General features: G+C 60.9%; 13 protein-coding genes and 1 pseudogene. 4 read left to right on the forward strand and 10 right to left on the reverse strand.

Features of this window, described 5'->3' with window-relative positions:
• Window positions 1-8 precede the first annotated feature (8 nt).
• Window positions 9-773, reverse strand: a complete 765-nt coding sequence (locus tag ABH944_RS39500; RefSeq protein WP_404613695.1) for an SDR family NAD(P)-dependent oxidoreductase — start codon at window positions 771-773, stop codon at window positions 9-11.
• Between the two features lie 35 nt (window positions 774-808).
• Window positions 809-1,549: an SDR family oxidoreductase gene (locus ABH944_RS39505; protein WP_404613693.1), complete on the reverse strand. Its 741-nt coding sequence runs from the start codon at window positions 1,547-1,549 to the stop codon at window positions 809-811.
• Between the two features lie 266 nt (window positions 1,550-1,815).
• Between ABH944_RS39505 and ABH944_RS39510 the strand changes: the two genes are divergently transcribed.
• Complete coding sequence (locus ABH944_RS39510) at window positions 1,816-2,757, forward strand: AraC family transcriptional regulator (protein ID WP_404613691.1); 942 nt, start codon at window positions 1,816-1,818, stop codon at window positions 2,755-2,757.
• 83 nt (window positions 2,758-2,840) lie between these two features.
• Here ABH944_RS39510 and ABH944_RS39515 read toward each other — a convergent pair whose 3' ends face one another.
• The 7 genes from ABH944_RS39515 to ABH944_RS39545 form a co-directional block, all read right to left on the reverse strand.
• A complete protein-coding gene (locus ABH944_RS39515; RefSeq protein ID WP_404613689.1) occupies window positions 2,841-5,105 on the reverse strand; it encodes a xanthine dehydrogenase family protein molybdopterin-binding subunit in 2,265 nt (754 codons plus the stop codon).
• A complete protein-coding gene (locus ABH944_RS39520; protein WP_404613687.1) occupies window positions 5,102-5,557 on the reverse strand; it encodes a (2Fe-2S)-binding protein in 456 nt (151 codons plus the stop codon). Before ABH944_RS39520 ends, ABH944_RS39515 begins: the two co-directional genes overlap by 4 nt.
• Complete coding sequence (locus tag ABH944_RS39525) at window positions 5,554-6,894, reverse strand: c-type cytochrome (protein ID WP_404613685.1); 1,341 nt, start codon at window positions 6,892-6,894, stop codon at window positions 5,554-5,556. The genes ABH944_RS39520 and ABH944_RS39525 overlap by 4 nt, the downstream gene beginning before the upstream one ends.
• Window positions 6,895-7,359: 465 nt before the next feature.
• Window positions 7,360-9,642: an FdhF/YdeP family oxidoreductase gene (locus tag ABH944_RS39530; protein WP_404613683.1), complete on the reverse strand. Its 2,283-nt coding sequence runs from the start codon at window positions 9,640-9,642 to the stop codon at window positions 7,360-7,362.
• A 273-nt stretch (window positions 9,643-9,915) separates the two neighbouring features.
• The gene (locus ABH944_RS39535; protein ID WP_404613681.1) at window positions 9,916-10,302 is read right to left on the reverse strand and encodes a hypothetical protein; all 387 of its coding nucleotides are present in this window, start codon (window positions 10,300-10,302) and stop codon (window positions 9,916-9,918) included.
• A gap of 68 nt (window positions 10,303-10,370) precedes the next feature.
• Window positions 10,371-10,778: an Hsp20/alpha crystallin family protein gene (locus ABH944_RS39540; RefSeq protein ID WP_404613679.1), complete on the reverse strand. Its 408-nt coding sequence runs from the start codon at window positions 10,776-10,778 to the stop codon at window positions 10,371-10,373.
• 30 nt (window positions 10,779-10,808) lie between these two features.
• Window positions 10,809-11,243: an Hsp20/alpha crystallin family protein gene (locus ABH944_RS39545; protein WP_404613677.1), complete on the reverse strand. Its 435-nt coding sequence runs from the start codon at window positions 11,241-11,243 to the stop codon at window positions 10,809-10,811.
• A 703-nt stretch (window positions 11,244-11,946) separates the two neighbouring features.
• Between ABH944_RS39545 and ABH944_RS39550 the strand changes: the two genes are divergently transcribed.
• The 3 genes and pseudogenes from ABH944_RS39550 (at window position 11,947) to ABH944_RS39560 (ending at window position 13,910) form a co-directional block, all read left to right on the forward strand.
• Window positions 11,947-13,161 carry an alkene reductase gene (locus ABH944_RS39550; RefSeq protein WP_404613675.1) on the forward strand — a complete coding sequence of 405 codons (1,215 nt, stop codon included), beginning with the start codon at window positions 11,947-11,949 and terminating at the stop codon, window positions 13,159-13,161.
• A gap of 88 nt (window positions 13,162-13,249) precedes the next feature.
• Window positions 13,250-13,459: pseudogene (locus ABH944_RS39555) on the forward strand (host attachment protein); the annotation flags it as partial.
• Between the two features lie 16 nt (window positions 13,460-13,475).
• A complete protein-coding gene (locus ABH944_RS39560) occupies window positions 13,476-13,910 on the forward strand; it encodes a PRC-barrel domain-containing protein (RefSeq protein WP_404613673.1) in 435 nt (144 codons plus the stop codon).
• An 86-nt stretch (window positions 13,911-13,996) separates the two neighbouring features.
• Here the strand turns inward: ABH944_RS39560 and ABH944_RS39565 are convergent.
• Window positions 13,997-14,464: MgtC/SapB family protein (locus tag ABH944_RS39565; protein WP_404613671.1), on the reverse strand; the 468-nt coding region annotated here is incomplete at its 5' end.

Genomic DNA, 14,464 nt, shown 5'->3' on the forward strand with positions numbered 1-14,464 from the left:
CCAAGGCTTTACTTGAGCGCGACGCTCATGCCGCCGTCCGCCATCACAATCGCGCCGACGATATAGCTGGCTTTCTCCGACGCCAGAAAGGCGATTACTTCCGCAATTTCCCGCGGATCGGCTGCCCGCTTGATCGGCGAGTTCTTGCCGTGCTCGGCGAGGAAGGCCGGGCCATCCTCGTGGAGGTGGTTGGTGATGTTCGTCACCGCATCGCCGGAGCCCACCGCATTGACACGAATGCCGTGATCGATCGCCTCGAGCGACATGGCGCGCGTCAACTGGGCGAGCGCACCTTTGGACGCGGCATAGGCGGCGATCAGCGGAAACGCCTGATAGCACGCGTAAGAACCAACGTTGACGATGGCGCCGGTCTTCGCCGGCATCATCGCGCGCATGGCCTCGCGTGAGAACAGGAACGCACCGGTGGAATTGACCGCCTGGATGCCGTTCCAGTCGTCGAGCGTCATCTCGACGACCGGCTTGTTAATGATGATCGCGGCGTTGTTGACCAGAATGTCCAGTTTGCCAAAGCGTTCCATCGCGGTGGACACGGCGCGCACCGCGCTTTCCTCATGCGCGACGTCGGCGATGAGCGGAACGATCCCCGGACGGGCCAATGCTTCGACGTTGGCGCCGCGTCCGACGGCGATCACGCTGGCGCCTTGCGCGTGCAGTAGCTCGGTGGTGGCGAGTCCGATGCCGCTTGCCGCGCCGGTGACGATGGCGACCTTGCCGGCGAACGGTTGATTGGCGGATGCATGTTGTGAAGCCATGGTGAATTTCTCCTTAGACCTTAGAGATGAGGCGGTTAGAAAGGGCTCGCCGTCGGGCGGACGACGATTTCGCTGACATCGACATCCGCCGGCTGCTCGATCGCATAGGCGACCGAGCGTGCAATGGCGTCCGACGTAAGTGCGATGCGGCGGAAGTCGCGCATCGCTGCTCGCGCGGTTTCATCGGAGATCGACTCGGCCAGCTCCGACTCAACGACGCGCGGGCAGATCACGGTCACGCGAATCTTGTCGGTTTCCTGCCGCAGGCCGTCCGAGATGGCGCGCACGGCGAACTTGGTAGCGCAATACACGGCTGCCGTCGGCGAGACGGACAGGCCACCGATCGAGGACATATTGATGACCTGGCCGGACCCCTGGCGCTCCATGGCCGGCAGGACCGCGGCGATGCCGTGCAGCACGCCACGGATGTTCACGTCGATCATGCGATTCCATTCGTCCACTTTTATCGCGCTCAAAGGCGACAAAGGCATCACGCCGGCGTTGTTGACGATCACGTCGATGCGGCCGAAGGCGTCCAGTGCGAACTGGGCGAAAGCGCTGACATCGGCGGCGCAAGTGACGTCGAGTGCCCGGTAACGAACCGAGCCGCCGCTCGCCTGGATTTCTTCGGCCAGCGCCGCGAGTCGTTCCGTGCGCCGCGCGCCGATCACGAGCTGGTGTCCCTGGGCGGCGAGCAGCCGGACTGTCGCTTCGCCGATACCGCTGCTTGCCCCGGTAATGAGGATGACTTTGGGTGAGTTGGTTTGCCTTGTCATGTTGCGTTCTCCGTTCCGATAATCCGTGCAGGTTTGTCCGGGGGAGAGGCTACGAAGCCTGCGCACGAAGGGGCGAGGCAATCGCGGCGCGGTCTCCCGGGCGCTTCGGCTGCACCGTGCAACCGATGACCCATCTTATGAGCCGAGCGCCTGCACGCGAATACACGCGGCGATTGCGGTATTGCCTATTCCTATTGAAGTGAGAGCGGGCTGTCGATCGTATCCAGTAGAATTCCTGCACCTGATCTGGTGAAATAGGAGCTCTCGTGACAGTTGCCGACAACCCGGTTTCCACACGCATGGTCAGCCTGCTTCAGCGTCTGGCGCCGAATGAGGGTTACACCCAATCCGCGCTGGAGGGCGTGCGGTTCATGCGCTCCAACCGGCCGCTGGGGCGCACGCCCGTGCTATACGAGCCGAGCATCGTGATCGTGTGTCAGGGGCGCAAGCTGGGCTTTCTGGGCGAAGAGGTATATGTCTACGATGCGCAGCATTACCTGGTCTTGTCTGTGCCGCTGCCGTTCTCCACAGAAACCGAAGCGAGCGAGTCCGAGCCGATGCTGGCCGTGTCGTTGCGCCTCGATCTGATCGAGTTGACCGACCTGATACTGGCGATCGATCGTTCGGGATGCCATCAGCAAGGCGCACCGCTAGGGATCCTGTCGACGCCGCTCGAGGGAGACCTCGCCGAAGCGACCTTACGCCTGCTGCACGCCCTGACATCACCCCTTGACGCGGAGATACTGGGGCCTGCAATCGTGCGGGAAATCTGCTACCGGGTATTGATTGGGGAACGAGGCGGCGCGATGAGGGCCGCGCTCGCGCATCAGGGGCGCTTCGGCAGGGTGGCGAAAGCGCTGCGGCGAATTCACACCGACTATGCGCAATCATTGGATGTCAGTCGTCTCGCGGAAGAGGCGGGGATGAGCGTTCCTGCGTTTCATGTCAACTTCAGAACCGTCACGCTGACCTCTCCGATCCAATACATCAAGTCGACGCGTCTGCATCAGGCGCGCTTGCTGATGATTCGTGACGGGTTGACGGCCGCGTCCGCGTCGGCGCGCGTCGGCTACGAAAGTGCCTCGCAGTTCAGTCGCGAGTTCAAGCGGTTTTTCGGACGCTCACCGGTCGATGAGACTCGGGACATGCGGGCATCGTTCGCGCTTTCTCCCGCTGCAAAGATCGATGATTTCGCCGCGTCTCACTGACTGACGACTTCGTCTGGAACGCCCGTTCCGCCGTCTCAATCAGCAACCCCAGAGCGGTCTTGCCATAGCCTCGTCCTGGCCAATCAAACCCGCAACGCCGCGCGCAACATGTCCGGCGACAGCGGCAAATCCCTGAAGCGCTTGCCAGTCGCGTTGGCAACGGCGTTCGCCAACGCCGCCGACATCGGTCCTTGCGACGCTTCGCCGACACCCAGGAACGGCATGCCCGGCCGATCAATCAGATCGACATCGAGCACTTTCGGCGCCGAAGAAAAACGCAAGATCGGGTACTGGCTCCAGTCGAAACTCGTAATGTTGTGCGCGTCGAAGGTTGTTGCTTCGAACAGCGTCCAGCTGGCCGACTGCACAATGCCGCCTTCGACCTGGTTGCGCACGCCGTCCGGATTCACGATCTGTCCGCAATCGATCGCGCACGCCACGCGCTCGATCGTCACATCACCCGTTTCGCGTTCGACCGCGACTTCGACGGCCAGCGCGCAGTACGCCATCAGGTTCTTGTACATCGCGAACGCAAAGCCGACGCCGCGCGACGGCGCGCCGTCATGCACGCGATGCGGCCAGCCAAATCGCCGTGATGCGCGCTCGATCACGTCACGCGCGCGCGGATCGTCGAGATGCTTCAGGCGGAACGCAACCGGATCGGTATGCGCGGCGAGCGCGAGTTCGTCGATGAAACTCTCGATCGAAAAGATGTTGTGATACGCGCCGAGCGAACGCATCGCCGACACGCGGATCGGCATGTCTGGCAGGAAATGATGCTGCACGTAGAGATTCGGCAAGCGATACAGCGGAATGCTGTTGCGGTCCCCACCGCCTTCGGGCATCGGAATCGGCTTCGGCGGCGCGGGCGTAAAAGGCTTCGACAGAAACCACGTCGGCATGAAACGCCCGGCGTTTTCGATGCGATTGTTGTGCGTGTTACTCCACACCTCGAACTTCCAGTCGACGATCTGTCCGCTCGCATCCAATGATGCCGTCACGTCGCTCGACATCGCCGGTCCGAACGGCTCCCACGTGTGCTCCTGCTCGCGCATCCATTGCACTCGCACGGGCTTTCCAGGCACGGCGCGCGCGATCAACGCGGCGTCCGCGGCGACGTCGTCGGCACCATTGTGTCCGTAGCAACCGGAGCCTTCGACGTGAATGCAATGCACGCGCTCGGGCGGCATCGACAGCATTTCGGCGAGCCCCTTGCGCATCGGAAATACGCCTTGCGTATGCGTCCAGACCGTCATCGTGCCGTCGTTGAGCCACGCGACGGCACACGACGGGCCGATCGATCCGTGCGTCAGATACGGTTTCGTGAAGCGCGCGTGCAAGGTCTGCGTGGCGGGCGCGGCGGCGGCCGTTTTGTTTGCGACGGAGATTTCCTGCGCCGGCAGTTTTTCGAGCGTCTCGTGGATTGTCGACTGCGCGGGCAACGGCGGACCGCTGCGCCATTTCGCAGCGTCGGACAGCGCGCGCATCGCGACGATCGCACGCCATTCATCGTCGGCGACGACCGCAAGATAGCTGCCGTCCTGAACCACGGCGATCACGCCGGGCATTGTGCGCACCGGCTTGATATCGACCGATTGCAGCGTTGCACCGTAAGACGGCGGCCGGACGACGCGCGCATGCACCATGCCGGGCAACTTCAAGTCCTGCACATAACGCGGTGCGCCGGTCACCTTGCCCGGAATATCCACACGTTGAAACGACTGGCCGATCACCTTGAACGTCTTCGGATCTTTGGTCGGCGCACCGGGTGCGGCATTGCGATGCAAGTCGACGCCGCTGACCGCTTCGCCGAATGTCAATCGACGGCCGTCGTTAGCGACAATTTCGCCGTTCTGCGTCGTCAGCGAGGGGACATCGACGTTCAATCGCGTGGCCGCAGCTTCGAGCAATAGCGAGCGCACCTGCGCGGTCGCATTGGCGATTGCGGTGCCGCTGTCGGCGGTCGAATGACTGCCGGCGGTGTAGCCTTCGTCGGGCGTCGCGTTCGTGTCGGCGGTGACGAGGACGATGCGCTCGGGCGTCACGCCGAGCTGTTCGGCGGCGATCTGCATGAACGCCGTGCGAATGCCGGTGCCGAGTTCCGCCTTGCCGGTGAACACCGTGATGCAGCCCGCTTCGTCGATCTTCACCCACGCGTCGAGCATTGGCGATGTCTTCAGACTGCCCGGGAGCTGCGGCGCGGACGCAGTGAGCGTGCCGGCTTCGGTCGTCGTGGTCTGCGCGAGCGCGCGTACAGCGGGCAACAGCGTGAAGCCGACCATGACGCTGCCAGCCGCAAGAAAGCGGCGGCGATTGAGGTTGTCAGGCGGAATGCGCGGATCGTTCATGCGGGTTGCCCCGCCTGACGGATCGCGGCAAGGATGCGCATGTGCGTGCCGCAGCGGCACAGATTCGGCTCCATGTGCGCGCTAATCTGCTCGTCGGTAGGCGAGGGTACGCGATCGAGCAGCGCCTGCGCGCGCATTACCATGCCCGCGATGCAGTAGCCGCACTGCGCCGCCTGTTTATCGATGAATGCCTGTTGCAGCTTGCCGGGCTTGTCCGTGCTGCCGAGTCCTTCGATGGTACGCACGGAACGCGTGCCGATGGCTGCGACCGGCATTAAACACGAGAACACCGGCTTGTCACCGACGATCACCGTACACGCGCCGCATTGGCCCAGACCACAGCCGAATTTCGCGCCGTGCAGGCCGAGTTGATTGCGCAGGGCGTAGAGGAGTGGCGTCGACGGATCGATATCGAGTTGATGCGGCACGCCGTTCACAATGAGCGTCATCATGGTTCGTGAGACTCCTTGCGCAGGCGTTCGACGTCGGCTTCGTCGAGCGTCCATGCGGGTTGGCTGCTGAAATTCGAGCGCAGGTACGCGGCGAGATCGGCGATCTGCGCGTTGGTGAACGTGTCGGCGAAGCCTGGCATGAAGGCGGCGCGCATGCTGCGATCGGTCGGAATGCCGTCGAGAATCATCCGCAGCGCGTTACGTGGATCGTGCGCGTTGACGGCGGTGCCGAGTGCCAGCGATGGACGGCTGCCGAGCGTCGTCATTGGCGCGTTCGCTGCGTGGCATGAGGCGCACGCTGCTGAGAAAAGCGTTGCGCCGTCGCGGATGTTATTCATGTTTGCCTGGGCGGTTTGCTGCATAGCCTTGGGCGATGCTTCGGCTGGCTTTTGTAGTGAGAGCAGATACGTGGCCATCGCATCGACATCGACATCGGACGCATTGCTCAGCGACTGCGTCACCGCTCGCATCGGTCCCGCCGCTGCACCATGTTGATCGGCGAAACCGGTGCGCAAATACGCGGCGAGTTGATCGTGCGTCCACGGTTCGCGCGCGCTCAGCAACGTCGTCAATGCGGGTGCCTCCCAGCCTTCGATCACGTTGCCGTCGAACGCGTCGCCGCGCTTTTCTGCGCCGAGCAGATTCATCGGCGTGTGACAGGCGGCGCAATGCGCGGGGCCGTCGATCAGGTATTTGCCGCGTATTAGCTGTGCGCCATGCGTTGCGGGTTCTGCTGGCGCTTGAACATTCGCTTGACTATTCGTTTCGCCATTTGCTTCGATGCCGGGATGCAAAAAGAACAGATTCCATGCCGCAATCAACGGACGGAAACTGAGCGGGAACATCAACTGGTTCGCGGGCGCGGTGGACTGCACGGCATCGCGCGACATCAGATACGCGTAGAGCGCGGCGATATCGGCATCCGTCATGTGCGTGAAGTGTGGATACGGAAAGGCAGGGTAGAGCAGGTGACCGTCGCGCGCGATGCCGCGACGCATTGAACGCGTGAAGTCGCTGAGCGTCCAGTCACCGATGCCGGTTTGGCGATCGGGCGTGATATTGGTCGAATAGATCGTGCCGAACGGCGTGTCGAGCGGACGCCCGCCTGCGAAAGGCGCACTGCGATCTGTTGTGTGACACACGACGCAATCGCCGATGGCGGCCAGGTTTGCGCCGTGTTTGAGTAGCGCGGTATTGGTGAGCGGTAGCGCTGATGTTTCTGCTGCGTTGGCCGTCGGCGTGAAGTGCGGATACGCGAGCGAGCCAAGCGTGCCCGCGAAAAACGCGGCGCACAATAATGCGCACAACGATGCCGCCAAGCCGATCGACCTCTTCATCGCGTCTCCATCGATGCGTCCGATTCAGCCGTCATGTATAGCACAGGATTTTGCGAATTGCTTTCTGCCAAAGCATTCAATCACGGTATGGATGAGGCCGATGACATCAACGTGGCGTGGAAATGGCGCGTGTATGGCGTCGTTGACATAGGCGCGCGGAGATATGGCCCGAAGGGGCATAGTCAACTTGCCGAGAGTCAGACGTCACTACGGCAGAAATGAGGACTAGTCAGAAGGCAATCGACGGATGCTCAGGTTGCCGGACTATGGGTCGATAAACGCCGCACGTCATCGGGCCGTACTAAAAAAAAACGTATCAGCACATGGCATAGCTGGACTGTCTCTGCCTCAATCGGTCAGTTCCTCTTCAGGCAGTTTTTCCTCGATGCGCAGACCTATCAGATACAGGCACGGGTCCAGAGCATCGGGATTGCCTGTCGTGTCGTTCGCGCTGCCTCGCGAGGATCAGGCAACGATCCTGACCGGAATCGATTTGGCGGCCGGCACCTTGCTCTGCTTGGCGTAGTGCCAGAGAGGAAGCAGCGGGTTGCATTCCGGGTAATACCCGCCCACACATCCTGCCGGCAAATCGAAGGCCTTTATCTTTAAACCGCCGACACGTCGTTCTACACCGTCGTCGGCGACCGTCTCGAGCGTGATCTCCTGTTCGGCAGACAGTCCCAGGCGATGCATGTCCTTCTCATTCATCAGCAGCACCATTCGGCTGCCGTGCACTCCGCGAAAGCGGTCGTCGAGAGTGTAAATGGTGGTATTGAACTGACTGTCGCTGCGCAAGGTAAAGAGCCGTAGCGTGTTTTCGTCTATACCGTGCACGTCTGGGTCTTCGAAGAGTGTGTCGGGCGTCAGAAATTCGGCCTTACCGCTCTTTGTCTCCCATTCGCGCTCAGCCGCAGGCAGCGGCCGATGGAAACCACCGGGCGTCCACATCCTCGCATTGAAGTCGTGAAAAATCTTCGGGTACGTTTGGGCGATCGCATCCCTGACCAAGCCATAGTCGTTCGCCCACGCATCCCAGTCGACGGTCGAAGCCGGACCGAGAGTCGCCTTTGCAATCGCGCCGACGATCCTTGGTTCCGAGCGTAGTTGTTCGCTGGCGGGTTTTGCCACGCCTCGTGAGCCATGCATGCAACCAGTGCTGTCTTCCATCGAGACGGCTTGTGTCTTGCCCGCCTGCTCGTCGATTTCGATCCGGCTCAGGCAGGGAAGCACGTAGGAAATCTCACCATGAATCAAATGGCTGCGGTTGAGTTTCGTCGTGATGTTCACGGTCAGCCTCAGCTTGCTCCAGGCAGGTTCAATCACAGAACGGTCGGGCACCGCGCGGACCAGATTCCCGCCAAGCTGAAAGACGGCACGCACCTTGCCCGCCACGATGGCCTCGCATGCCTCGACCGTGTTCGTGCCTGTGTCGCGCGGCGGCTCGAATTGGTATTGTTCGGCCAGTTTGTCGAGCGGTGCGAGTTCCGGCTTTTCCGTGACTCCGACCGTCCGTTGCCCCTGCACGTTCGAGTGTCCTCTCACTGGCGAGGGTCCGGCACCGGGCTTGCCGATATTGCCCCTCATCAGGAGCAGATTCATCAGCATCCGTACATTCTGCACGCCCATCCGGTGTTGCGTGAGACCCATGCCATAGTGAGCAATCACGGCATGTGCACGGCCGTATTCGGCAGCGGCTTGCGCGAGCGCCTCGCGCGTGAGCGCGCTGACGCGTTCGATTTCCCCCCAGTCACATTGACGGACGAATGCAGCAAATTCTTCGAATCCGGCCGTGTGTTCTTCGATGAATCCAACATCCAGAAGCCGGGGCTTGCCAGTGGCGAGCGCCTCGTCGTCAGCCTCGAGAAGTGCCTTGCAGATACCCGTGATCGCCGCGCTGTCCCCGCCAGCCTTCACCTGGTGGTATTGCGTGCTGATCTGCGTTGAGCCGGGCGTGAGCATCTGCAGCGGCGACTGGGGATTGACGAAACTGACCAGGCCAGGCTCTCGGATTGGATTGAACCTGATGATGGGCACGCCGCGCTTGCGGGCATCCTGCAACTGGTGCAGCATCCGCGGACTATTTGTGCCGACATTCTGGCCAAAGAAGAACATCAGGTCGGTCTTCTCGAAATCGTCGAGCGTGATGGTGCCCACGCCAACGCCGATCGCTTCCTTTAGTCCGACGCTCGTGCTCTCGTGGCACATGTTCGAGCTGTCGGGCAGGTTGTTGGTGCCATACATGCGCGCGAACAACTGATACATGTAGGCGGTCTCTAGCGATGCGCGGCCTGAGGTGTAGAAGACTACCGAGTTTGGCTCGAGCGCATTCAGTTCGCGGCCGATTTCAGCAAAGGCGTCGTCCCATGAGACTTCGAGGTACCTGTCGGACGCCGGATCCCACCGTAGAGGAGCCGCCACGCGTCCGGCCTCTTCGAGTTCGTGATCGTGCCAGCTATTGAGCGCGGACACTGTGTGGCGGGCGAACAAATCAGGATCTACGCGTTTCGATGTCAGGTCCCAGGTGGTTGCTTTCGCACCGCTTTCACAGAATTCGAACGTGTGGGGATCCTTGGGCTTCGCCCAGGAACAGCTCACGCACATGAACCCGTCCGGTTTATTCTGATGCATGAGGACACGACTGCCATCGACCGCGACGTGCTCTTGAAAGAGGGCGCTGGCGACGGCTTTGATTGATCCCCAGCCGCCCGATGCGTTCTTGTATGCGTCGGATTCTTTGTGCGCTGTCATGTCTACGCTCCTGTGAAGGTTATTCTTTATAGCAATGCGTGTTCCCCCTGGCGTGGCTAAGTAGTTCGCCTGCGTGGATCCTCAGATTGCGGCTTATACCCTGTTCTGTTCATGGGTTCGGGCCCGCGTCCGGATCACGTCGAAAGCCGCGGTTCACATTGACGATAGAGACCAGCACATTCACCGCAATCGTCTCGGGCGATGACATCGTCGACGGCACTCGGGTTCACTTGCTGGTCCGAAATAGCGTAAGCAAAGAGTGTCCGGCAGGGCTCATTGAATAGGTGGGACCAAGCCTAGCTTCTGAGAAAGCAACCGTTCGTAGACGCCAAAGTTCAGGTCGACTTCCCTCTGCTCGACTGGTTTGACAGTTATCGTGATCTGTTCGGGCAGCAAGCCGAGCACGGCAGCCATTGCAACTTCGAGTTGTGCTGCGCAACGACGGTCATCGGGCATTGTGGTTCCCACTAAAATGTCATACGCCTTGTTCTGGTCTCGACAGACCACCTCGACAAGTCTTGCCCGTGCACTCATGTTGTTCTCGATGGCCAGGCGCGCGCAATCAGCCACCGTATGCAGAGTCTCGGTGGGAAAGCCGCGAGTTGCGTGCAGCCGCACCCGGTGTTTGCCCAAGGTTTTCCACTCAGTTTCAAATTCCAAGAAAGCCTCCTGTCAGCTATTCTGCCGAGGCGGCGCCCGCTACGACCTGCGCGGGCGCCGCGTGGCACTTATCCAACACTGACTTCGATACGGCGCGGCCGGGCTTCCTCGCGACGCGGAATGCTGAGCTTAAGCACCCCGTCGTTGAGGCTGGCGTCGATCTTCGATATATCGAAGTCCGCGCTCAATGAAAATGCCCGGGCAAAGCGCGGCTCACGAATCTCCGCGTGATGCAGGCGCAGACCGTCGGGCGTGTCGATCGAGGCCTCGCCTTCGATAAAGAGATTGCCGTCCTGCACATGGACGTTCAACCTGTCCCGCGAAACGCCCGGGAGATCAGCCCACAAAGTGATGCCATGGGCGTCCTCGTAAATATCGACAGCCGGAGCGATTGTCGGACCCTTTTGTGCCTGTGTGTCGCCGTGACGGGCGACCGCGCCGACATTGCGTTCTGCAAGCTGAGTCTGGGTGCTCATGATGCTCTCCTCGAATATTTGAAAAGTTGGTCATTGGATCGCGATCGTGCGCGGACGGGACGTCTCTCGCTTGCCGATGCTGATCGTCAGGCAACCATTCGCGTAGCGCGCCTTGACGTTGTCCGGGTCAGCGTCGCGGGGTAATTCGATTGCGCGACGGAATGTACCCACGAAGCGCTCTTGTGCATAAGAACGTCCTTCGGACGGGGGCTCGACACGCGCACGCTCGCCGCTGATGGTCAGCAAGCCCTTGTCCACGGTCAGTTCCAGTTTGGCTGGATCGATACCCGGGGCAAACGCGACAATCTCCACGGAGTCGTCCGTGCTCCCGAGGTTAATTTGCGGAAAGGTGCTAAGGCGCGACGCCCGGATACTTGACGGCAGGCCGCTGAACAGCGACGCCATCTGGCGCTGAAAGCGGTCGACCTCATCGAGCAGGTTGGTATTGAAAAGAAGGTCACTCATGGCTGCTATCTCCCATATTACGGCAGGAGACGAACCGGCATACGCGCTCCAGTTCGTCTGCCATGCCTCTGACAAACCAATCGAAACACGCAGCGTTAATACTGCGGCTGCTTACGGAATGGAAAATAGGAGATTGTCGAGAATTTTCAAGAGTCTCAACTCAAAATTTTCTCGGCTTCCGTTCCAGACAGTCCTTAACTACCTTCGGCCGGTGTCGCGCCGGGTACGTCGTTTGCAATTCGGACCATGTACCCGGCGAAAACATCGTTCAACGCTCACTTAGTATGGTGATTCCCACCACGCGCTTTCTGATGTCTATGGCGCGGAACGGCAATTTCTTCCGCCGCTTTGCGCCATCCGGAAGGGCTTCCAGCATGCCATAGTCAGGCATGCCGGGAACACCGTGGCGCTACATCAGCTCGCCTCTCCCGCACCCAGATCCGCGCCGGTTTTAGGGGTAGCGTTTCTTTCGATAGCGGCACAATAGCTGAGTGGATGGGAGCGCCGCATCCGCCCCCCGATGGAGCGATGGACCGGTGAGCGCAGGATCGTGACACATCTGAGCAGAAACCGGAAAGAAGCGCGCGCGGGTCATGGCTATACTGGGCAAAGAGCAGGATGCTGTCGATGTGATTTGACGCCGACACTTCGAAGCGTCTCTGGCAGCACTTTTCGGGCCGAGTCAAAAGCAAGGAGAAAATTTATGCCTGATGCGGAAATCGCGCCGAGGGAAGCCGGGCAGCACGACGAGCAAATTCCACTACGCAAGCTGTTCGAACCCGTAAAGGTGGGACCGCACAACCTGCGTCATCGTGTCGTAATGGCGCCGCTAACGCGTTCGCGCGCGAGCCGACCAGGCAACATACCGTCGCAGCTCAACGCTTGCTATTACGCGCAGCGCGCAGCGGCCGCGCTCATCATCAGCGAGGCGACGCAGGTGTCGATGCAAGGGCAGGGCTATGCATGGACGCCTGGGATTCATACTCGCGAGCAAGTCGAAGGCTGGCGGCTCGTGGCGGACGCCGTACACGAGGCGGGCGGGTTGATGTTCATGCAACTCTGGCACGTCGGGCGCATATCGCACCCCTCGTTGCAGCCCGATGAAATGCTTCCCGTTGCGCCGTCTGCGGTCCGGCCGAAAGCAGAGGCTTTCATCGAGAACGAGCGCGGCGAAGGTGTCGTCGCGCCCTGCGTCACGCCTCGCGCGCTGCAGATCGAAGAGATGCCGTATCTCGTGCGCCAATACTTCAGGGGTGCGCGCAACGCAAAGGCTGCCGGGATGGACGGCGTCGAAGTGCACGGAGCGAACGGGTATCTGCTCGACCAGTTCCTGCTGTCCGGCACGAACCGCCGCACGGACGAATACGGCGGGTCGAGCGAGCTCCGGGCCAAGTTGCTGTTCGAGGTGATCGAAACGGTTTGCGAAGTGTGGGGACCGGAAAAGGTCGGCGTACGGCTCTCTCCTCTCGGCACCTTCAACGACATGCATGACGACGATCCCGAGGCGACCTTTTCTTACGTCATCGAGAAGCTCAATCGATACGGGCTGGCTTATTTGCACATCGTCAATCCCGCGCTGGCGGCGACCGGTGAGGATGTCGCTTTCACGGAGCGCGCGAAACGCATGAACGAGATGATACGCCGCACTTATCGTGGTGTGCTGATGGTCGCGGGCGGGTTCGACGGCATCAGTGCGGAAAGATGGGTCGAGGACGGCAACGCAGACCTGATCGCGTTCGGACGCTTGTTCATCGCCAATCCCGACCTGCCGGAACGCTTCCGGTCGCACGCTCGGCTCAATTCGCCTGATCCGTCCACGTTCTACGGCGGCGGCGAGCATGGGTATACCGACTATCCGTCGCTCGCGCAGGAGCGTGGGGAGGTCCCACGGTCCGTGATCGATGGGCGTTGGAGATAGACTATCGCTGGCCGGCGGGCTCTCTGGCGTCACGTAACGATTTGCGATGCGTGCCGGGCCGGCGACCGATCACGCTAAGAGGCACACCATGGCTGTCACTACCTGGGTTGTCGTTGCCGACGGCAGCCGTGCACGATTCTTCGAGACACCGGGACTCAAACTGGCTTTGCGGGAAATCGAAGACCTCGTCAATATCGTCCCAAGCGGACCGACGCTGAGCGAGAAGGATCGCGAAAAATTCGCGAAGACCGTCGCCGACCGCGTCGAACAGGGACGGCTTCATCAGCGGTCAACACCAGAACGAAGGGAATCTCATGAAAACGAATCTGCTTGTATTGCTGCTCGTGTCGTCGCTCGGACTCCCTCTAGACGCGCACGCCCAGGTGGCCGGCGCCCAGCCGCTTGGTATCAGCGTGCAAGAGTCGGCCGCGATCGTGGCAGGCTGGAGCGTGAGAAAGTCGATCATGGACAAGCCGGTCTTCAACGAGGAGGGCGAGCGTGTTGGCGTCATTCATGACATTATCGTGGCACCGGACCGGTCGGTATCGTTTGCAATCGTCGCCGCAAACCAGTTTCTGGGGGTGTCGCATCACGACGTGGCCATTCCGATTGAGCAGCTCGATTTCGTCAATGGCAAACTGGTGCTTGCCGGCGCGACGAAAGATGCGATCAAGGCGCTGCCCGAGTTTCAATACGCAAAGGTAAGCGCGACACCCAAGGCGAGGTCCGACTACAGCGACCATCACTGACATATGTCTCGGATCGTCCGCGATCGATGCATTTGACGCGTGGCACATTCGTTCGACGGCGACGCGCCGAGTAGTGCGCCGCGTGACTATTCGTCATGTCGCGTGATCGCGGCCTGCTCTTCAGGTGACTTTCTTAACCAGCGCCGGTGCAACGCACGTTCAATGCTGCCGCCCACCGAGAGCAGCAGCAGGAGCAGGGCGGTGGCAATGCCCGCAATCTGCCATGCGCCGATGCCGCACACGATGCCGAGCGCGGCAGTGACCCAGATCGAAGCCGCCGTCGTCAAGCCGCTGATCCTGCCGGTGGTACGGTTTTGCAGGATCACCCCGGCGCCGAGAAAGCCGATGCCCGTAATGACGCCTTGAATAGCACGGCCAGCGTCGCTGGCGTCGGTGAAACGGTCTAGTTCGAAGGATATGCCGGCCATCGTGACGAGACAGGAGCCAAGCGCAACGAGGCCTAGACACAATGTATTGGACCTGCTGTACCTCAAGCGACGCGGGTTAAGCTTGAGGCTCCGAAGAACCGAAGGCTCAGAGCCGCAATTGAGGAG

This window comes from Caballeronia udeis (assembly GCF_044909315.1).
Classification (GTDB): domain Bacteria; phylum Pseudomonadota; class Gammaproteobacteria; order Burkholderiales; family Burkholderiaceae; genus Caballeronia; species Caballeronia udeis_A.